Consider the following 19,303-nt stretch of genomic DNA (forward strand, 5'->3'; position numbering starts at 1 on the left):
TCGAGGTGCGGGCCCTCAGTGCTGTTCCCGGACGGCGGCCGGTGAACCCTCCCGGCGGGGCACCCGCGAGGAAACGTACGGGACACCCGAGGAGCTGACGGCCCCGTAACCCGGCGGTGCGACGCTTCCCCCGGGCATCGGACGGTGCCGTCGGCGGACGGTCGTGTCGGCCGCCGCCGCGAGGCCCGCATCCCGGCCCGTCCGCCCCCGCGCGCCGGCCGTGACAGCCCGCCACGCACGGGTTCCCGCTTCCCCGTCCCGAGCGTTCCGAGCGTTCGGAACGGGCCGCGCGACGCCGAGCGATCAGGGGGCGTGGGCCGGGAATGCCCCTGCCCTCCGGGGCGTTGTGCAGTACGAACACGAGGAGGAGCGGTCCAAGTGCTTGATCCGCAGGGTTTGTACGCATGGGAGCCGAAGGGGCTGGCCGTCGTCGACATGGCGCTCGCCCAGGAATCGGCCGGACTTGTCATGCTCTACCACTTCGACGGATACATCGACGCGGGTGAGACCGGCGACCAGATCGTCGACCGGCTTCTCGACTCGCTGCCCCACCAGGTCGTCGCCCGCTTCGACCACGACCGACTGGTGGACTACCGCGCCCGCCGCCCGCTGCTGACCTTCCAGCGCGACCGGTGGACGGAGTACGAGGAACCCGGCATCGAGGTCAAGCTCGTCCAGGACGCCACCGGAGCACCCTTCCTGCTGCTGTCCGGCCCCGAGCCGGACGTCGAGTGGGAGCGCTTCGCCGCGGCCGTGAAGCAGATCGTGGAGCGCCTCGGCGTCCGCCTGTCGGTGAACTTCCACGGCATCCCCATGGGTGTGCCGCACACCCGCCCGGTGGGCCTCACTCCGCACGGCAACCGCACCGACCTCGTCCCCGGCCAGCGCAGCCCCTTCGAAGAGGCCCAGGTCCCGGGCAGCGCCGAGGCCCTCGTCGAGTACCGCCTCATGGAGGCCGGACACGACGTCCTGGGCCTCGCCGCGCACGTCCCGCACTACATCGCGCGCTCCGCCTACCCGGACGCCGCCCTGACCGTCCTGGAAGCCATCACGTCCGCCACCGGACTCGTCCTGCCGAGCATCGCGCACGCCCTTCGCACCGACGCGCACCGCACACAGACCGAGATCGACCGCCAGATCCAGGAGGGCGACGAGGAGCTGACGGCCCTCGTCCAGGGCCTGGAGCACCAGTACGACGCCGCCGCGGGCGCCGAGACCCGCGGCAACATGCTCGCCGAGCCGGTCGACATCCCGTCCGCCGACGAGATCGGGCGGGAGTTCGAGAAGTTCCTGGCCGAGCGGGAGGGCGAGGGCTGAGCGCCCTCCCGGGGTCTGCCGCGTGCCCCGCCGACGGCAGGCCCTAAGCTTCCCGTCATGCTGAAGGTGGGCCTGACCGGCGGGATCGGCGCCGGCAAGAGCGAGGTGTCCCGGCTGCTCGTCGAGTGCGGCGCCGTCCTGATCGACGCGGACCGGATCGCGCGCGAGGTCGTCGCGCCGGGAACGCCCGGCCTCGCGGCGGTCGTCGAGACCTTCGGCGAGGGCGTCCTCGCCGCGGACGGCAGCCTCGACCGGCCCAGGCTCGGCTCGCTCGTCTTCGCCGACCCGGACAAGCTCGCCGCGCTCAACGCGATCGTGCACCCCCTGGTCGGCGCCCGGTCCCGCGACCTGGAGACCGCCGCGCCCGAGGACGCCGTCGTCGTCCACGACGTCCCCCTCCTCACCGAGAACGGCCTCGCCCCCCTCTACGACGTGGTCGTGGTCGTCGACGCCGACCCCGCCACCCAACTCGACCGGCTCGTGCGACTGCGCGGAATGACCGAGGGCGACGCCCGCGCGCGGATGGCGGCGCAGGCGACCCGCGAGCAGCGCCTGGGGATCGCCGACATCGTCATCGACAACGACGTACCCCTGCCCGACCTGGAGCGACGCGTGAAGGACGTGTGGGCCGACTTGGTCCGCCGGGCGCGGACGGCGGAGCGGGACGGCGCAGGGCCCCGTGAGCGGTCCGGTGAGCGGCCTGAGGAATAGCGGCCCGCGCCGCGCGCGTTGAACGCCACGAGTGAGGGAAGGAATTTTCCGTGCCCGAAACCAGCGGTTCGACCGGACGTACTCCGGAGACGCACGTCATCGACTTCCGTGCCGCCGAGCAACTGCTCGCCGCACGGGATCCGCGGGGCGCGGTGAAACTGCTCGACGGTGTCATCGCCGCGTATCCCGAGAACACCGCCGCCCGGCTGCTGCGCGCGCGAGCCTTCTTCGCCGCCGCGCAACTACGACCCGCCGAGCTGGAGTTCACGATCGTCCTGGAGCGCGAGCCGGACAACGCGTTCGCCCACTTCGCGCTCGCCCGCACCTACGAGCGGCAGGGCCGTGCCGACCAGGCGAAGAGGCACTTCCGCCTGGCCGCCGCCCTGGACCCGAACCCGCAGTACCTGAAAGCGGCACGGTTCGAGTCCTAGCGGCTGCCGGATCCCGGACGGTCGCCGTTTCAGGGACGATGCTGCTCCGGCGGCCGGTACGGCGGGATGCCCGGGCCCGGCTGGAAGTGGGACCCCTCGCGCAGATGCTTGGTGATCACCGACATGTCGACGGTGATCACGAGCCACAGCACCCCGCAGGCGACCGCCCACCCGGAGCGCCCCACGAGCGCGAACGCGACCGTCCCGAAGACAGCCCAGAGCATCCCCCACACGCTCAGCCACAGCCGAATCCTCAGTGCACTGCGCGCCGTCACCGGCTCACTGCCCGTACGCATCGGTTCATCACTCCTTCCTGCAACGTACTCCCCGGACCGGACGTTCTCCAGGGAGCCAGGGAGCCAGGGAGCCAGGGAGCCGGGGAGCCGGGGAGCCGGGGAGCCGGGGAGCCGGGGAGCCGGGGAGCCAGGGAGACAAGGAGACAGGGCGCCGGTGCCGGAGGAGGCATGCTCACCACCGGCCGCGCCTTCGTCGAAAAGACTTCCCTCACTCGAACGAATGAACCTGGGAAGTGGCGGAACGGCCTGGCGGGCACGGGCCGTTGGGAGGGCATGAGGCGTGAAATGCGAGAGGGACACGAGGGGACGGGCCCCGGTGTCATCACCCCGGACGGCTGCGCGGTCGAGCTGTACAGCCGCCTCCCGGTGGGCGAGGAACCCGACATCGTCACTGCCGCCGTACCCGCGGGCGCGCACATCCTTGAGCTGGGCTGCGGCGTCGGCCGCATGACCCGTCCGCTCCTGGAGCGCGGGTTCACGATCACGGCGGTGGACGAGTCCGCCGAGATGCTCGACCGCGTCCGAGGGGCACGCACCGTGTGCGGCCCCGTCGAGGACCTGGACCTGCACGAGACCTTCGACGCGGTGATGCTCGCGTCGTTCCTCGTCCACGCCGGGGACGAGGAGGTCCGGCGCGGCATGCTGCGCACCTGCGCGCGGCACGTGGCGCGGGACGGGTGTGTGCTGATCCAGCGGGAGGGCGAGGACTACCACACCGACCTGCCCAGGGAGCGGGTCCATCCGAGCGGCTTCACCTTACGGATCCTGTCGTCGGAACCCGTCGGTGACGGCGTCCACTCGGTGCGCGCGGAGTACGTGTTCCCGGACGCGACATGGACCCAGACGTTCCGTGCCCGGCCCATGGGCGAGGAAGAGTTCGAGGAGGCGCTGGCGGAGGCGGGCCTGAGAGTGGACCGGTATCTGACGCAGGACCGGGTCTGGGTGCGGGCGGTGAAGCGATGAAGTCCGGCGCAGAGCGATGAGTTCACGGCGGGGGAGCGGTCTGTGTCTCCGACAGCACCACGGACCACTTCCTCCAGGAGAAGACCTCCATGTCCGAGACCACGGCACCGCTCCCCTCCGCCGCTTCCGCCGCTTCCTCCCCCTCCGCCCCGTTCGAGTCGATGACCGCCGGACGCCGGCGCGCCCGCATCGCACTGCGCGGGCTGGAGGTGCTGCTCGCTCTCTTCTACGGGATCGCCAGCGCACTGCCGAAGCTGATCGCCCACCCGTCGGCGGCCGAGAGCTTCGACAAGCTGGGCTGGGGCGGCACCGGCATGTACGCCATCGGTGTCCTCGAACTGGCCGGGGCGATCGCCCTGCTGGTCCCGGTGCTCCGGTCGGTGGCCGCGGTCTGCCTGGGAGCGCTCATGGTGGGCGCGTTCATCGTGACGATCGTGGCCATGGACGGGCAGAACGCGGCGACACCCCTCATCCTGCTCGTCCCGCTGGCCCTGATCGCCTGGGCCCGACGCGACTCCGTGCAGGACCTGCTGCGGCTGGTGCGGCGCACGCAGTGACCGGACCGTCCGGGCCCGTGGCCCCGGCGACCCCGTCTTACTGTGGACCCATGGACCCGGACGAACCGCTGGACCCCGCCCTCCTTCCCGCCCTGGACCGGCGGGTCGCGGAGTGCCGGTCCTGCCCCAGGCTCGTCGAGTGGCGGGAGGAGGTGGCCCGCACGAAGCGGGCGGCCTTCGCCGACTGGACCTACTGGGGGCGGCCGGTGCCGGGGTTCGGGCCGGCCGACGCGCCGTTGCTGATCGTGGGACTGGCTCCGGCCGCGCACGGGGGGAACCGCACGGGTCGGATGTTCACGGGCGACCGTTCCGGGGACGTGCTGTACCAGGCGCTGTACGACGTGGGGCTCGCCTCGCAGCCGACCTCCGTGTCCGCCGACGACGGCCTCGCCCTGCACGGCGTACGGGTCACCTCCCCGGTGCACTGCGCGCCGCCCGCCAACAAGCCGACCCCGCGGGAGCGGGACACCTGCCGGCCGTGGCTCGTCCGGGAACTGCGCCTGCTGCGGCCGACGTTGCGGGCGGTCGTCGTGCTGGGGGCGTTCGGCTGGCAGGCCGCGCTGCCCGCGTTCGCCGAGGCGGGATGGGCCGTGCCCCGGCCCCGGCCGGCCTTCGCGCACGGGGCGCGGGTACCGCTCGACGGCCTGGATCTCTTCGGCTGCTTCCACGTCAGCCAGCGCAACACCTTCACCGGGCGCCTCACCCCGGAGATGCTGCGGGAGGTACTGCACACGGCGGCGACGGCGGCGGGACTGAGCTGACCGGCCCGGCGTCGTCGGCCTGCTCCCGCCGACCTGCCGTTGCCGGTCCGGCCCGGTCGGCCTGCCGCTGCTGCTGCCGGCCCGACCTGGCAGGTCCAGCCCTGCCGGCCCGCACCTGCGTGCCTGCCGCCTCCCTTGCCGGCGATCGCCCTCGCCGCCGATAACCGCTGGACGGACGCGGACCGCGGACGCCAGCCTTGCTCCCATGCGCACCAAGCACCTGGGCCGTTTCACGGCGGCGGACTTCTAGCGGGCCGCGCCGGAAGTCCCGGCGGGCCCGCGGAGGTCCGCCATGTCCCGCACCGTCCACCACATCCCTCTCCGACACCGCAACCACCACCCGGCTCCTGGATCGGGCAGCCGGGCCGTGCTGCGCTCCGGGCACCGCCTCGTCCAGCTCCGTATCACCTCCGAGGAGTCGGCTCGCGCGCGGCGCGAGGGACGCCGCCCGCGTTCCGTCCCCGTCCACCGCGCCTTCACCGCCCACACCTGGCCACGCTCCCTGAACGCGGGAGTCGACGGCCCGTACGAGTCACGTGCCCGGGCCGCACTGGCCGTTTTCCGCACGACTGCCCGCAACCGTCTGCGAGCCGCCCCGCCCGGCGCCCTCCCCGATGTCGCCGAGGACCTGGACCACCCGCCGACCCGCCACCGCCACCGGAACATCTGGGATTTCTGATGGACGCCACCTTCCTCCGTGCCACCACCGACCGCCTGGCCGCCCTCCCCGGGGTCCGCGCCGTCGCCCTCGGCGGCTCCCGTGCCGAGGGCACCCACCGCCCCGACAGCGACTGGGACCTCGCCGTCTACTACCGGGGCACCTTCGACCCGGCCGACCTGCGCGCCATCGGCTGGGAAGGCGAGGTGTCGGAGATCGGCGGCTGGGGCGGCGGCGTCTTCAACGGCGGCGCCTGGCTCACCATCGACGGGCGGCGCGTCGACGTCCACTACCGCGACCTGGACGTCGTCGCCCACGAACTGGCGGAGGCGGAACAGGGCCGGTTCCGGGTGGAACCCCTGTTGTTCCACCTGGCGGGCATCCCGAGCTACCTGGTCGTCGCCGAGCTGGCGATCAACCAGGTGCTGCACGGAGAGCTGCCGCGCCCGGCCGCGTACCCCGACAGGCTCCGCCGGACGGCGCGCGACCGCTGGTACGGCACCGCGAGCGCCACCCTCGCCTACGCGGCCGCCCACCACGCGGCACAGGGCCGGCGCACGGAAGCCGCGGGAGCCCTGGCCGTCGCCGCCACGCAGGCCGGCCACGCGGTGCTCGCCGCGCGCGGGGAGTGGGTGACGAACGAGAAGCGACTGCTGGAACGGGCCGGGCTCAGAGGCGTCGACGCGCTCGTCGCGCGGATCGCCCACGGCGGCGTCCCGGAGGCGCTCGAACGGGGCCGCACGCTGTTCGGGGAGGCGGTGGCGGCGGCCGGGACCACGCGCGCGTGAGGAGGCGCGGCCGACGAGGAGCCGGCCCCCGGCAGACGCCCGAGCGGTTGCGTTCATAAAGAACCCCGGGTCCGGCCCAGGTGTCATCTTCCCGAAACGCCGCCGTCCCACCTTCTCCTCGATCGACGCGTACCGTGGAGACACAGCCCGAGCACCAGCCCCGGCCACCGTCGCCCGAAGGCACACCCCCGCCCTCGCCCGAACGGAGCCCTGTGTCCCCGCGTTCCGCCGTTGCCGTTCGCACACTCACCGCTCTGCCGCCCTGGCTCGCGCACGCCCTGCGCGCCCAGCACGGGCCCGTCCCGTGGAGCGCGGTCGTGCGCGGTGCGCTCGCCGCCGGGCCGTTGCTGCTCACCGCCGTCCTCGCCGGGCACCCCTCCCTCGGGGTCGTCGCCGCCATCGCCGCCATGCTCGCCGGGATCAACGACCGCCCCGGCAGCCGGCGCGCCGCCGTACGGCGGCTCGGGGCGCCCGCGCTCGCCGGAGCGGCCGGACTCCTCGTCGGGACGTACGCCGGCGACCACGCCGGCCCGGTCGCGCTGACGCTGCTCCTCACCGGTCTGGGCCTGCTGGCCGGCGGTGTGAGCGCCATCGGGCCCGTCGCCTCCGGGGGCGGGACCCAACTCCTCGTCGCCGCGGCGATCGGCGCCGGGATGCCGTTGCCCGACAGCGGCGGGGCACGGGCCCTCGCCTTCCTCGCCGGCGCGGGATGGCTGATCGTGCTGCGGCTCGCCCTGCCCACGCCGGGCGCGTTGGCCGGAGACTTTCGTTTCGACGGGGAGCGTGCGGCCGTGGCCGGTGTGTACGAGGCCGTCGCCGCTCTCCTCGACGCCGCCGGCACCGAGCACGCCACCGCCCGCCGTGCCGCCCTCACCGCCGCTCTCGACCACGCCCAGGACGCCCTCGCCGGGCCCCGGCTGCGCCGCTACGCCAGTTCCGCGGCCGAACGCCGGCTGCACGCCCAGTACGCCGCCGCCCTGCCGCTCGCCGAGGCCGCCACCGCCCTCGCCTGGGCCGGCGCCCCCCTCACAGGCCGGGCCGCCGAGGGCCCCCGGCGCCTCGCCGCCGCCGTACGGGAGAGCGCGGCCACCGGGCCGTTGCCCGCGCCCGCCCGGTCCGCGCCCGCGCTGCGGGCTCTCGACGACGCCCTGCTCAGGGCCGCCGACGCCTTCGACCAGGGCATCGGGTCTGACCTGCACACGCGTCGGCGCGGCACCCGGGACCTGCTGCGGACCGCTTTCGGGGCCGGCGGGCGGGAGTACGGCCTGCGGGTCGCCCTCTGCTTCGGCGCCAGCGCCGCCATCGCCCAGGCGCTGCACCACTCGCACTGGTACGGGCAGCACACGCACTGGTACTGGCTGCCCGCCACCGCCGTCTTCCTCGTCAAGCCCGACCTCGGGCCGCTGGTCTCCCGCGTGCTGTGCCGAGCCGCCGGGACGGTTCTGGGGGCGCTGCTCTTCGCCGGGTTCGCCGCCGTGCTGCCACGTCCGGAAGGGCTGGTCGCCCTGGTCGCCGTGTGCGGGGCGCTGATACCCGTCGCCACGCGCCACTTCGCCGCCCAGACCGCCGTCGTCACCGTCCTGGTCCTGTCGCTCGTCATGGTCGGCGGGGAGCCCCAGGCATCCGTCGGGCGCATCGGTGAGACGCTGCTGGCCTGCGCGCTCGTACTCATCGTCGGGCACCTGCCGATGCCGGGGGAGCGCGGCGGGCACGTACGCGCCCGGCTCATGTCCGCCGCGGGCGCCGCGCACGCCTACCTCGCCCATGTGCTGGATGGCCGGGATGCCCCGGATGGCTGGGACGGCCCGGACGGCTCCGGCGACCGCGCCACCCGCTGGACCCTGCGTCGCGAGGCCTACCGGGCGCTCGCCGAGGCCCGCGCCGCCATCGCCCTCTCGGCCGCCGAACTGCCCGCGCTCGCCCGGTACACCGAGGGCACCGACGAGGTCGCCGCCCTCCTCGAACGCCTCGTCGACACGACCACCGCCGCCGCCGTCCACCTCGACGACACCGGCCGGCTCGACCGCAGCCACAGCGACCGGCTCACCGAACTTCTTGGAGAACTGGCCGCACACCGGGAACAGGTGGGGCTGCCGGCCCGCGTCACGGACCTGACCGTCGCGGTGTGACCGCGGTCCCGGACGGGCTGTCGCGGTCCGGCCCGGTCCGGCCGGGCCACGTGGCGCACCACGGCTCGGCCCCGCCGCGGTCTGAAGCGCGCGGGGAAGCGAGGGGCGATGCCACGACGCGTACGAGTTCCGACGCACAGGGTAGCTGGTGTGTTCAGAAGGTGACCAGATCCTCACACTCCGCGTTGAACTTGTGTCAACTGCGTCTCAGTAACGTCACCGACCGAGGCGTTCCCTCTCCGGAGAGCGTTAACTCCTACAGGTACAACGCTTATCGGAGGTGTGCGAGATGGTGAACGGGCGAATGGTGCTCGAACGCTTTCCCGCGGGCGGGCCGCGCGGATCGTGGCCCGCGGAGGAGTTCGCGCAGGCGCGGCGCATGGAGGGACTGGCCGCCGAGGTTGTCATGGACCTCGCGACCGACACGTTCCTGGTGGTCGTCCGGGGCGGCGAGGCCACCGACTGACGCCGCGGTCAGCCCGCTTTCGCGGCGGGCCCCGGGTCCGTCGGCGGGCCGGTGAACGGCTTCGCCCGCAGCGCGCACGGCTCCGCTTCCACCCCGCCCTCGTCCGGGGTGCCTGCCTCCACGAGCCGGCCCTGGTCCAGGACGCGCACCAGGCGCGTGTGCCGGACCGACGCCGGCCGGTACGTGATCGGTGCGACCGTCCGGCCGCCGCCGGCCGGCGCGCGGATCTCCTCGAAGACCTCCAGCCCGGCCCGCGGGCCGAGCGCGGCTGCGCGCCGGCCGGGCACCCGGACGCGCGTCACGCGCTGATCGGCCGCGACCAGGTGGGTGGTGTGTCCGTGAGGCGGCACAGTGTCAGATAGAGGGGGATGGGCGGGGTGTACGGCAGGGTGCCGTCCGGCCGGTGGATGAGGCCGGGGGCCCGCCGGGAGTCCGGCACGACAGCGCCCGTGGCGTACCGCGCGGGGACGGGCCAGTCCAGGGCGTAGTCGGAGTCCGACGGGACCAGCCACCACCAGTGCGCCTCGTCTGCGTACACGCAGCCCACGCGCGGGAGGCGGGGCATGACCAGCGGGCCCAGCCGCGCAGGGACGGCCACGGCGTCGCAGCCCAGTGGAGCCGTCATCCCCTCGGGGACCGCGAGCCGGTGCGAAGTTCGCGGGGTGCCGCCGCCGGGGCCGCGCCCCAGGCGGACGAGCGTGTCCAGGTTGAGCACCCCGATCCGGCCGGGGGCCGCGCTCACGCCGTGTCCCGGCCGCGCGGAGGGAAGCCCGCAGAACCCGCGCCGGGGTGCGGGCGCCGGGCGGGCGCCCCGCTCGTCGTGTCGAGCGCCTGGTCGGTGTGGTCGGTCGGCCTGGGCGGCTCGCCGGCCCCCGGGCCGCGGTGCCACTGCGGCGCTACGCGGGGCAGGGGACCGTCGGACGGGTACGGGAGCCGGCCGAGAGGGCCGCCCGGCCGTGGGTCGGTCCGGCCGTCGGTGGCGGGGGTGTGATGGAGCCGGTGCGTGTGGCCGAGGGTGCGGGTTTCCGCGCGGCCTTCCGCGGGGTGCGTCCTGTGTGCCTGTTCGGCGGGCTCGGAGTCGCCGTGCACGTCGTCGTGTCCGTGCCGGAGGTCGCCGTGCACGTTGTCGTGTCCGTGCCGGAGGTCATCGTGCACGTCGTGTCCGTGCCGGACGTCATCGTGCACCGGGTGTCCGTGCAGGGCGTCTCCGTGCCGGAGGTCGCCGTGCCGGGTGCCCGGGTGTCGCGCGTCGTCGTGCCGGGCGTCTTCACGTCGCGTGTCTGCGTGCCGCGCGTCTGTGTGATCACCGTGCTCGGCGGGGGCCTCGTCCTCGTCGCCCGAGCCGCCGGCCGGGTCCGGCTTCGGGCGGGCGCCCCAGCCGAGGTCGGCGCGCGGCGCGGGCACCTGGCCGGCGTCGGAGACGTCACGAGTAGAGTGCCCGGAGTGCCCGGAGTGCCCGGGGAAAGCGTGTTCTCCGGAGTCATCGGAGGCGGTCCGTCGGGGCAGGTCCGCCCAGACCAGCAGTCCGGGGCCGTGTTCCTGGGCGCCCCAGGAGTGGGAGAGGGCGTCGACGAGGAACAGACCCCGCCCGTGTTCCTCCTCGGGGCGCTGCGGCGAGGGGTGCGGCTCGCCCGGCGCGCAGCCCTCGTCGCGCACGGCTATGCGCACGAGGTCGGCACCGTCGTACAGCTCGCAGACGACCACGCCGCTCGCGGTGTGCACGATGGCGTTGGTGACCAGCTCGGATATGACCAGGGCGGCGGTGTCGCAGGTGTCCTCGCACACCGACCAGCCGGTCAGCCGGGCCCGCGCCAGGCGTCTGGCCTGCGCCGGGGAACCCGGATGCGCGGCCAGTTCGAATCGGAACCGGCGCTCGGCAGCGGCCTGGTCGAGGCCCGCTTCCTTCCCCATTCTCGAATGCGCTCGACCGGGGGAACCCGCATCGGCACCGAGACCCTGGGGGTGGCCTGCGGCGGCGTCTGTTCCTAAGGGCGCGGACGGAATCACGCTTGCCACTATCGCCCCGCCGTGAACACTTGGCAAGTGTCACTCTGAAAAATGCAGAGTGCTGTGTGACGCGGTGAAGGGCCGTGGCACACTGCTCGCAACAGCATGTCGAGCGGCGCCAGTTGGGATCACGGAGACCCGTACTTATCCGTACGTGTTTTCGAATGAGGTCTTCATTTGGCGCCGCAGGGCTGTTGGGAAGTTTTCGTGACCGCCCGGCCGGGCCAAGTGAGCCGTCGGCCGGGCTCTTCGTGGAGGTGGAGCGTGAGTGAACCACGGTCCGCGCCGACAGTGGGGCAGGTCGTCCTCGGCCGGCGCCTGCTGGACCTGCGGGAACGCGCAGGACTCAAGCGCGAGGAGGCCGCCCGCATCCTCCGCGTCGCACCCGCCACGGTCCGCCGTATGGAGATGGCCGAGGTCTCCCTCAAGATCCCCTACCTCCAGCTGCTGCTGAAGGCCTACGGCATCACCGACGCGGAGGCCGAGGGCTTCGTCCAGCTCGCCGAGGAGGCCAACAGGCCCGGTTGGTGGCAGCGCTTCCACGACGTGCTGCCCGGCTGGTTCTCGATGCACGTCAGCCTCGAGGGCGCGGCCGCCCTGATCCGCCAGTACGAACCGCACTTCGTCCCCGGCCTGCTGCAGACCGAGGACTACGCGCGCGGAGTGCTGAGGTCCGGAGCCATCGGCCAGACCCGGCCGGAGGACATCGAGCGCCACGTCGACCTGCGCATGCAACGCCAGGGACTGCTCACGCGTGAGGACGCGCCCAGGCTGTGGGTCGTCATGGACGAGACCGTGCTGCGCCGCCCGGTGGGCGGTCCGGAGGTGATGCGCGCGCAGATCGACAAGCTGCTCGACGCCACGAAGCTGCCCAACGTGACGCTGCAGGTCGCCCCGTTCTCCGCGGGGCCGCATCCCGGCACGTACGGGCCCTTCGTGCTGTTCCGATTCGCCATGCCCGAACTTCCGGACATGGTCTACAGCGAGTACCTGACCGGCGCCGTCTACCTGGACGCGCGCACCGAGGTGGCGACCCACCTCGAGGTCATGGACCGCATGGCGGCACAGGCCGCTACGGCACATCGCACGAAGGAGATCCTCCGGGATCTCCGCAAGGAGCTGTGAATGGAACGCATCAAGTCCCCCACCAGGCCGCGTGGCCGCGCTCAGCGGATCTACAACGGCATGCCCGCGAGGGAACTGGGCAGCGAGGGCTGGCACAAGCCGTGGAGCGGCGGCAACGGAGGCAACTGTCTGGAGGCCATGAAGCTCGCCGACGGCCGGATCGCCGTCCGCCAGTCCACCGACCCCGACGGTCCGGCGCTGATCTACACCTCCGACGAGATGACGGCCTTCATCCAGGGAGCGAAGGCGGGAGAGGCGGACTTCCTGCTGTCCTGAACCGGCCCGACTGTTCCTTCTTCCTGCGCACCCTTTGTTCAACTTCCTTATCTTGGTACTGACTTGATCTTTATTCGTGTCACATGCTTATGGAGTTCCTCATGACCGGGCAGGACCCCGCCGGCGCCGTCGAGATCGACACCAGCAAGCCGCACCCCGCGCGGATGTACGACTGGTACCTCGGCGGCAAGGACAACTACCCCGTGGACGAGGAGATGGGCCGGCAGATGCTGGCCCTCGATCCCCGCGTCCCGGTGATGGCCCGGGTCAACCGGGCGTTCATGCACCGCGCCACGCGCTGGCTCGCCGGCCACGGCGTCCGGCAGTTCCTGGACATCGGCACGGGCATCCCGACCGAGCCCAACCTCCACCAGGTCGCCCAGCAGGTCGCGCCCGACGCCGCCGTCGTCTACTGCGACAACGACCCGATCGTCCTGGCCCACGCGGCCGCCCTGCTGCGCAGCACTCCCGACGGCGTCACCGAGTACCTCCAGGCGGACGTCCGGGACCCGGCCACCATCATCGAGGGCGCCAGGAAGATCCTGGACTTCGAGCGGCCCGTGGCGCTGTCGCTCATCGCCCTGCTGCACTTCGTCTCCGACGAGGACGGGGCTCACGAGCTGGTCGACCGGCTGCTCGCCGAAGTCCCCTCGGGCAGCTACCTGATGATGACCCACGCCACCGCCGACTTCACCCCTGAGGAGTCCGCGGCGGCCACGGCGAAGCTGAAGGCGGCCGGCGTCACGCTGGCACTGCGCTCGCGCGACGAGTTCGGCCGCTTCTTCGACGGACTGGAACTGGTCGAACCGGGTGTCGCGGTGGTGCCCGAGTGGCACCCCGAACTCGGCGAGCCGGTTCCGGGTCAGGACGACGGCGTCATTCCCGGCTACGGCGCGGTGGCACGCAAGCCGTAGGCGTCCGGCGTGCCGGGCGTCATGACGGGATTCCGTGGGGTGGCGGTCGTCGTCCGGGTCCAGGTCCGGGGCCGACGACGTGGGGTGGCGGTCGGCGTCCGGGGCCAGTTCCTCGGGACGAAGTCCGTCGCCCCGTCCGCCGGCGCCGAGCCTCCGGCGGTGGGACTCCGTCCCTCCGCCCCGGGGAGGAGGTGGCGTCCGGGCGCGGGACGTGGCGTCCGGGCGCGGGACGTGGCGTCCGGCACCTCCTGGGAGGCGGGACGCGGGAGACGTGGCGGGCGGGGTACGAGAGGGCGCGGCCTGGGGAGCGGCGGCTCAGGGCAGCGCGCCGAGCAGTGCGTCCAGCGCCGCCCCGTAGGCGTGCTCGGAGGGCGTGGCGTATCCCACGACCAGTCCGTCGTGCGCCGCCATGTCCGTCTCCGGGTGGCGGAAGTCGGCCAGGCCGTCCAGCGCGATGCCCCGCCGGACGGCCGCCTCGACCGCGGCCCGCTCGGTGCCCGGTGGCAGCCGCAGCACCGCGTGCAGTCCGGCCGCGACCCCGGTGACGCCGACCCGCGGCGCGTGCTCGGCGAGCGCCGCCACCAGACGGTCCCGGCGACTCCGGTACCGCTGTCGCATACGCCGCACGTGGCGGTCGTAGGCCCCGGAGACGATGAGGTCGGCCAGACCCGACTGGTCCGGCACGCTCGCCCAGGCCTCCCGGTCGCCCTTGGCCGCGAGGACGTCGCCGACGTACCGCTGCGGCAGCACCATCCAGCCCAGCCGCAGGGCCGGTGACAGGCTCTTGCTGACCGAGCCGAGGTGGATCACGCGCTCGGGGTCCAGGCCCTGGAGCGCGCCGACGGGCTTGCGGTCGTAGCGGAACTCGCCGTCGTAGTCGTCCTCCAGAACCACGGTGCCCCGCGCGCGTGCCCAGTCGATCACGGCGGCCCGGCGGCTCGCGTGCAGCGGGCCACCGGTCGGGAACTGGTGGGCGGGCGTGAGCAGCACACCACGCTCGCGCCCCAGCAGGTCGACGCGCGCCCCGTCCTCGTCGAGCGGGAGCGGCACCGTCCGTACGCCCGCCGCGGCCAGCAACTCCCGGTGGAACCGCAGCCCGTACGCCTCGACCGCCAGCGGGCCGCGCAGCGCCCCGCCCCCGCCCTGGCCGAACAGCAGCCGCAGCGCGTGCGCGAAGCCGGAGCAGATCACGATGCGGTCGGGCTCGGTGCGCACGCCGCGCGCGCGTGCCAGGTACTCGGTGAGCGCCTCGCGCAACTCGCGACGCCCGGCGGGGTCACCCGGCCCGAACACCTCGTTGGGCGCCTGCTGGAGCGCCCGCCGGTAGGACGCCAGCCAGGCCGCACGCGGGAACGCCGACGCGTCCGGGGTGCCCTGGCGCAGGTCGTGCCGCGGACCACGCGCGCGTGGAGGTGGTTCAACGGGCCCGCGCGCGGCGTGTCGCAAGGGCTCCGTACGATCGGCGACCCGCGTACCGGACCCCTGCCGAGCCGTCAGCCAGCCCTCCGCCACCAGTTCGGCGTAGGCGTCGGCCACCGTGTTGCGTGCGACCCCGAGATCGGCGGCGAGGGAACGGTAGGGCGGCAACCGGGTGCCCGGAGCGAGCCGTCCGCCGCGCACGGCCTCGCGCAGTGCCCGGATCAGCGCGGCCCGCCGTCCGCCCGGACCGGACAGCTCCAGATGCAGGTCGGCACCGATCCGCTCAGCGGAATTGACCCATGATTCCTCCATGGAAATGCACCCTACAGAGGGTCTTTCCGGCTCATAGATTGATCTGCATGACGACGAACGCGATGAACGCGGCGAGTACGGCGGACGCGGCGAGGGCGGCGGACGCGGCGAGCACAGCGAGTACGGCGGACGCGGCGAGCACAGCGAGTACGGCGGACGCGGCGGACGCGATGAGCGCGGCGGACACGATCGGCACGAACCGGCTGGACTTCGCGAAGTCCGCCCGCAAGACGTTCCGCGCACTCGTCGGCTTCGACGCCGCCGCCCGCGAGGGACTCGATCCCGCCCTCGTCGAACTGATCCAGATCCGCGCCTCCCACCTCAACCACTGCGCGTACTGCCTGCACATGCACACGAACGACGCGCGCAGGGCCGGCGAGAGCGAGGACCGGCTGCACCTGGTCGCCGTCTGGCGGGAGGCCCGGCACTTCTACACCGAGAAGGAACAGGCCGCCCTGGCCCTGACCGAAGCGGTCACGCTGGTGGCCGAGGGAGGAGTCCCGGACGACGTCTACGCACAGGCCGCGGCCTGTTTCGACGACACGGAACTCGCCCAGGTGCTGGCCCTCATCTGCACGATCAACACCTGGAACCGGGTCGCCCTGGCCACCGCCAAGGTGGCGGGCACCGACGAGCGCTGAAGCGACCGTCCGCGGTCCGGCGGCACCGCACGGCCACCGGCCGCGCATCTCACCGGCCGCTGGTTCCCGCACGCTCATCGGCCGTTCGTGCGCGTCTCCGGCACGCTCATCGGCCGGTCGTACGGCCCGATCGGTGCCGGCAGCCGTGAGCTTCCCGTCAGACGGCGGTCGACGGCCGCGGCGACCGCCCGGCCCTCCGCGATCGCCCACACGATCAGCGACTGCCCGCGGGCCGCGTCCCCGGCGGCGAACACGCCGGGCACGTTCGTCGCGAAACCCACGTCCCGCGCGATCGTGCCGCGCGGCTCCAGCGCCAGCCCCAGCTGTTCGGTGAGTCCGTCGTCCCGGTCGGGACCGGAGAAACCGAGGGCGAGCAGGACGAGGTCGGCGGGGAGCGCCCGCGCGGTGCCCTCCACCGGCCGCCGCTTCGCATCGACCTCGACGAGGTGCAGCGCCCGGACGTGCCCGCTCTCGTCGCCGGTGAAGCGGAGCGTGGACGCCGCGAACAGGCGCGCGTCCGCGTCCGCCGCTGGCGCGACGCCGAGGTCGCGCGCCTCCTCGTGCGCGGCGGACAGCCGGTAGATCTTCGGGTACGTCGGCCAGGGATCGGTGTCCTCGTCGCGCTCCGCACCCGGCTGGGCGTAGATGTCCAGCTGCGTCACGGACGCGGCACCCTCCCGGATCGCCGTGCCCAGACAGTCGGCGCCCGTGTCACCGCCGCCGACGATGACGACGTGCTTGCCGGCGGCGGACATGGGGGACCGCTCCAGGTCGCCCTCGCACACCCGGTTCGCCAGCGGAAGATACTCCATCGCCTGCTGGATGCCGGTCAACTCCCTTCCCGGCACGTGCATTTCCCGCCACTCGGTCGCTCCGGTGGCGATCACCACGGCGTCGTAACGCGTCCGCAGATCGTCGGCCATGACATCCCGCCCGACCGTGGTCGACGTACGGAACTTCGTGCCCTCCGCCCGCATCTGCTCGATCCGGCGGTCCAGCTGCCGCTTCTCCATCTTGAACTCGGGGATGCCGTACCGCATCAGCCCACCGATGCGGTCGTCCTTCTCGTAGACGGCGACTGTGTGCCCGGCCCGCGTCAGCTGCTGGGCGGCGGCCAGCCCGGTCGGCCCGGAGCCGATCACCGCCACCGTCCGCCCGGACAGCCGGTCCGGTGGCCTGGGCGGGGTGAGCCCGTCCGCCCAGGCCCGGTCCGCGATGGCGGCCTCGACGTTCTTGATGGTGACGGCGGGCTGGTTGATGGCGAGCACGCAACCCGCCTCGCACGGAGCGGGACACAACCGCCCGGTGAACTCGGGGAAGTTGTTCGTCGCGTGCAGCCGGTCGCTCGCCGCCCGCCAGTCCTCGCGGGAGACCAGGTCGTTCCACTCGGGGATCAGATTGCCGAGCGGGCAGGCTTCGTGGCAGAACGGGACGCCGCAGTCCATGCAGCGGTCGGCCTGTGCGCTGATGAGGGGGAGCAGTGCTCCGGGGACGTACACCTCGTCCCAGTCGCGGACCCGCTCTCCGACAGGCCGGCGCGGCCACTCCTGGCGGGGTGTGGTCAGGAATCCCTTGGGATCGGCCATGGCCGTCTTCCTCGCGTGCGCTTGCGACGGGGCCGTACGTCATCGGGCGGCACTCTTTCGGCCACGATACGTCCGCTTAGCGCCCAGCGCAGGGCGCCGGGCAGCGCCTGCCGGGAGCGGGGCCTGCCGGGAGCGGGACCTGCCGTCAGGTCGTCGTTTGTCGCAAGCGGGCCCGGCCGTCAGGTCGGTGCCGGCACGTGGGCGAGCGCGGCGGCGTGTCCGGTCCTCTCCTCACGAAGGTCGAGAACCCGAAGCAGGCCCCCGCCACCAGCCCGGTCTCGGAGACCGGCCTGCTCGGCTACTGACCAGCTCGGAGACCGGTGTGTTCGGGTGCCGACGTGTTCGGTGTCGCACGCCTCAGCGACCGGCGGCACCGACCTCCTCCCACTCCCACCCCCACTCCCGCAGCACCGCCGCCACGCCCGCCGTGATCCGCTGCCGCGCCTCCCGTCGCGGCACCCCGCTCCTCAGCAATTCGTCGTACGGGGTGTCCAGATGCCGTACGGACGCCACGACCGCCGACACGACCGCGCCCTCGGACAACAGCCGTCCCGCGGCACTGCGTCCCACCCGCCCGCTGCCCCGTTCCGACGCGTGCGCGGCGATCGTGCGGGCCCGGTCCCGTGGGCAGCGGGGGAAAAGCCGCAGGATCTCCTCCGCGAACGCCTCCGCGAACCGCGCGTCCTGCGCCGCCCGCCGACGGGCGTCCCGCACCCGGCGCCGCCCGCGCGCCTCGGCGTCCGCCAGGCATCGCGCCTCCGCCCGCGCCAACCCCGCCTCCTCGACGAGGACGCCCTGCCGCTCGTAGCGGCCCCTGCGGCGGTTGAACCGCACGACGACCACGCAGAGTGTGCTCTCCTGCCGCGCCCTGCGCGTGAGCGCCGTATCGCCGCGCGGCAGGAAGACGAGGTGCCCCAGGTCCGCGCAGCCGAGGCAGTGCGGCGCGCCGTCCTCGACGACGAGCAGCGGCAGCGGTCCCCGCCGGCATCCGGCACAGTGCCGCCGACGCGACGGCTGGACCGCGGCAAGCCCGTTGCCGGGCGGGGGAGTTGAGGGAACCCGCATACCTGCTGCATTCCCCCTTCCGAGCCCGCCCCCACCCGATCGGCGCGCCGCGTCGGAACGCGCCCCGCTCGTCCCGTGCGGCGTGTAGACGGACGCCCGGGCGCGGTAGGGCGCCGCCGCCTCGAACGTGACCGGACCGCCTCCGCCACGCCTCCCCTCCGCGGGGCCGGGCCGTGCGGCGGCATGGTCGTCCCGGATCGGCATCTGTCGCATCATGGGCGGTGTGCGACTCGAAGCGATCACGTGGGAACGCCTCGGTGACCTCCTCGCCGACCGCCTGCTCGACCTGAAGCCGGAGGACGGCAGCCCCTGGCCGCGCATCGCCTTCGACGGCGCCCCGGCGGCCCGACCGGGAGACGTCGCCGAACGCGTCGCCGAGGCGCTGCGGATACGCGGACGCCCCTCCCGCGTCATCGGCACCCAGGGCTTCCTGCGACCGGCCTCCGTCCGCCTGGAGTACGGCCACCACGATGTCGAGGCCTACTACGACGGCTGGTTCGACACCGGCGCCCTGTGGCGTGAGGTGTTCGGTCCCCTCGAACCCGGCGGCGGCGGGCGGATCCTGCCCGACCTGTGGGACCCGGTCACCGACCGCGCCACCCGCAGCCCCTACTTCCAACTCCCGCAGGGCGGAATCCTGTTGCTGCACGGACCTTTCCTGCTGCGCCACTGGTTCCCCTTCGACCTGACCGTCCACGTCCTCCTCTCCCCGCCCGCCCTGCGCCGCCGTACCGCCGAGGCCGACCGGTGGACGCTGCCCGCCTTCGAGCGCTACGACCAGGAGACGGGCCCGGCGGCCGCGGCGGACGTCCTGGTCCGCGCGGACGACCCGCGACACCCGGCGTGGAGCGGGTGACCCGCGGACGACCGCTGACCCGCTG

Annotated in this window: 21 protein-coding genes and 1 pseudogene; 15 read left to right on the forward strand and 7 right to left on the reverse strand. The window is 73.5% G+C overall.

Annotation, left to right across the window (positions count from 1 at the left end; all coding sequences use genetic code 11):
* Positions 1 to 378: 378 nt before the first annotated feature.
* The 3 genes from ACGFQC_RS04930 to ACGFQC_RS04940 are packed head-to-tail and all read left to right on the forward strand — an operon-like array spanning position 379 to position 2,459.
* Positions 379 to 1,317, forward strand: a complete 939-nt coding sequence (locus ACGFQC_RS04930; protein ID WP_363087310.1) for a PAC2 family protein — start codon at positions 379 to 381, stop codon at positions 1,315 to 1,317.
* A 57-nt stretch (positions 1,318 to 1,374) separates the two neighbouring features.
* A complete protein-coding gene (gene coaE, locus ACGFQC_RS04935; RefSeq protein ID WP_363087311.1) occupies positions 1,375 to 2,028 on the forward strand; it encodes a dephospho-CoA kinase in 654 nt (217 codons plus the stop codon).
* A gap of 50 nt (positions 2,029 to 2,078) precedes the next feature.
* Positions 2,079 to 2,459, forward strand: a complete 381-nt coding sequence (locus ACGFQC_RS04940; RefSeq protein ID WP_363087312.1) for a tetratricopeptide repeat protein — start codon at positions 2,079 to 2,081, stop codon at positions 2,457 to 2,459.
* Positions 2,460 to 2,488: 29 nt separating this feature from the next.
* Here ACGFQC_RS04940 and ACGFQC_RS04945 read toward each other — a convergent pair whose 3' ends face one another.
* Positions 2,489 to 2,755: a DUF6343 family protein gene (locus ACGFQC_RS04945; protein ID WP_363087313.1), complete on the reverse strand. Its 267-nt coding sequence runs from the start codon at positions 2,753 to 2,755 to the stop codon at positions 2,489 to 2,491.
* A 285-nt stretch (positions 2,756 to 3,040) separates the two neighbouring features.
* Between ACGFQC_RS04945 and ACGFQC_RS04950 the strand changes: the two genes are divergently transcribed.
* The 7 genes from ACGFQC_RS04950 to ACGFQC_RS04980 all read left to right on the forward strand — a co-directional run bounded on the left by ACGFQC_RS04950 (position 3,041) and on the right by ACGFQC_RS04980 (position 9,077).
* Positions 3,041 to 3,718: a class I SAM-dependent methyltransferase gene (locus ACGFQC_RS04950; protein WP_363087314.1), complete on the forward strand. Its 678-nt coding sequence runs from the start codon at positions 3,041 to 3,043 to the stop codon at positions 3,716 to 3,718.
* 89 nt (positions 3,719 to 3,807) lie between these two features.
* Positions 3,808 to 4,275, forward strand: a complete 468-nt coding sequence (locus ACGFQC_RS04955) for a DoxX family protein (RefSeq protein ID WP_363087315.1) — start codon at positions 3,808 to 3,810, stop codon at positions 4,273 to 4,275.
* A 50-nt stretch (positions 4,276 to 4,325) separates the two neighbouring features.
* Positions 4,326 to 5,036, forward strand: a complete 711-nt coding sequence (locus tag ACGFQC_RS04960) for a uracil-DNA glycosylase (RefSeq protein ID WP_363087316.1) — start codon at positions 4,326 to 4,328, stop codon at positions 5,034 to 5,036.
* A gap of 292 nt (positions 5,037 to 5,328) precedes the next feature.
* The gene (locus ACGFQC_RS04965) at positions 5,329 to 5,715 is read left to right on the forward strand and encodes a hypothetical protein (protein ID WP_363087317.1); all 387 of its coding nucleotides are present in this window, start codon (positions 5,329 to 5,331) and stop codon (positions 5,713 to 5,715) included.
* Complete coding sequence (locus tag ACGFQC_RS04970) at positions 5,715 to 6,482, forward strand: nucleotidyltransferase domain-containing protein (RefSeq protein ID WP_363087318.1); 768 nt, start codon at positions 5,715 to 5,717, stop codon at positions 6,480 to 6,482. The genes ACGFQC_RS04965 and ACGFQC_RS04970 overlap by 1 nt, the downstream gene beginning before the upstream one ends.
* 212 nt (positions 6,483 to 6,694) lie before the next feature.
* A complete protein-coding gene (locus ACGFQC_RS04975; RefSeq protein WP_363087319.1) occupies positions 6,695 to 8,611 on the forward strand; it encodes an FUSC family protein in 1,917 nt (638 codons plus the stop codon).
* 289 nt (positions 8,612 to 8,900) lie between these two features.
* Positions 8,901 to 9,077 carry a hypothetical protein gene (locus tag ACGFQC_RS04980; RefSeq protein WP_363087320.1) on the forward strand — a complete coding sequence of 59 codons (177 nt, stop codon included), beginning with the start codon at positions 8,901 to 8,903 and terminating at the stop codon, positions 9,075 to 9,077.
* Positions 9,078 to 9,085: 8 nt separating this feature from the next.
* Here ACGFQC_RS04980 and ACGFQC_RS04985 read toward each other — a convergent pair whose 3' ends face one another.
* The 3 genes and pseudogenes from ACGFQC_RS04985 to ACGFQC_RS04995 form a co-directional block, all read right to left on the reverse strand.
* Entirely contained in the window at positions 9,086 to 9,379 is a 294-nt protein-coding gene (locus ACGFQC_RS04985; protein WP_393287782.1) for a hypothetical protein, read from the reverse strand.
* Positions 9,376 to 9,819, reverse strand: coding sequence for a hypothetical protein (locus tag ACGFQC_RS04990; RefSeq protein ID WP_363087321.1), 444 nt, complete (start codon positions 9,817 to 9,819; stop codon positions 9,376 to 9,378). The genes ACGFQC_RS04985 and ACGFQC_RS04990 overlap by 4 nt, the downstream gene beginning before the upstream one ends.
* A 518-nt stretch (positions 9,820 to 10,337) precedes the next feature.
* Positions 10,338 to 11,120, reverse strand: a pseudogene (locus ACGFQC_RS04995) (ATP-binding protein); the annotation flags it as partial.
* A gap of 228 nt (positions 11,121 to 11,348) precedes the next feature.
* Between ACGFQC_RS04995 and ACGFQC_RS05000 the strand changes: the two are divergent.
* From ACGFQC_RS05000 to ACGFQC_RS05010, 3 genes are all read left to right on the forward strand, one after another.
* A complete protein-coding gene (locus ACGFQC_RS05000) occupies positions 11,349 to 12,209 on the forward strand; it encodes a helix-turn-helix transcriptional regulator (RefSeq protein WP_363087322.1) in 861 nt (286 codons plus the stop codon).
* On the forward strand, positions 12,210 to 12,485 hold the full coding sequence (locus ACGFQC_RS05005; protein ID WP_363087323.1) for a DUF397 domain-containing protein: 276 nt from the start codon (positions 12,210 to 12,212) through the stop codon (positions 12,483 to 12,485).
* Between the two features lie 101 nt (positions 12,486 to 12,586).
* A complete protein-coding gene (locus ACGFQC_RS05010; protein ID WP_363087324.1) occupies positions 12,587 to 13,399 on the forward strand; it encodes an SAM-dependent methyltransferase in 813 nt (270 codons plus the stop codon).
* A gap of 315 nt (positions 13,400 to 13,714) precedes the next feature.
* Here the strand turns inward: ACGFQC_RS05010 and ACGFQC_RS05015 are convergent, their stop codons facing one another.
* Positions 13,715 to 15,130, reverse strand: a complete 1,416-nt coding sequence (locus ACGFQC_RS05015; RefSeq protein ID WP_363087325.1) for a PLP-dependent aminotransferase family protein — start codon at positions 15,128 to 15,130, stop codon at positions 13,715 to 13,717.
* Positions 15,131 to 15,300: 170 nt separating this feature from the next.
* Between ACGFQC_RS05015 and ACGFQC_RS05020 the strand changes: the two genes are divergently transcribed.
* On the forward strand, positions 15,301 to 15,771 hold the full coding sequence (locus tag ACGFQC_RS05020; protein WP_363087374.1) for a carboxymuconolactone decarboxylase family protein: 471 nt from the start codon (positions 15,301 to 15,303) through the stop codon (positions 15,769 to 15,771).
* A 74-nt stretch (positions 15,772 to 15,845) separates the two neighbouring features.
* Here ACGFQC_RS05020 and ACGFQC_RS05025 read toward each other — a convergent pair whose 3' ends face one another.
* Together ACGFQC_RS05025 and ACGFQC_RS05030 are read right to left on the reverse strand one after the other, a co-directional pair.
* Complete coding sequence (locus tag ACGFQC_RS05025) at positions 15,846 to 17,357, reverse strand: glutamate synthase subunit beta (RefSeq protein WP_363087326.1); 1,512 nt, start codon at positions 17,355 to 17,357, stop codon at positions 15,846 to 15,848.
* A gap of 357 nt (positions 17,358 to 17,714) precedes the next feature.
* Entirely contained in the window at positions 17,715 to 18,422 is a 708-nt protein-coding gene (locus ACGFQC_RS05030) for a DUF2293 domain-containing protein (RefSeq protein ID WP_363087327.1), read from the reverse strand.
* A 214-nt stretch (positions 18,423 to 18,636) separates the two neighbouring features.
* On the opposite strand from ACGFQC_RS05030, the gene ACGFQC_RS05035 reads away from it, so the two are divergent.
* A complete protein-coding gene (locus ACGFQC_RS05035) occupies positions 18,637 to 19,278 on the forward strand; it encodes a uridine kinase (protein ID WP_363087328.1) in 642 nt (213 codons plus the stop codon).
* Positions 19,279 to 19,303 lie beyond the last annotated feature (25 nt).

The organism is Streptomyces sp. NPDC048734 (assembly GCF_043198675.1).
Lineage (GTDB): Bacteria > Actinomycetota > Actinomycetes > Streptomycetales > Streptomycetaceae > Streptomyces.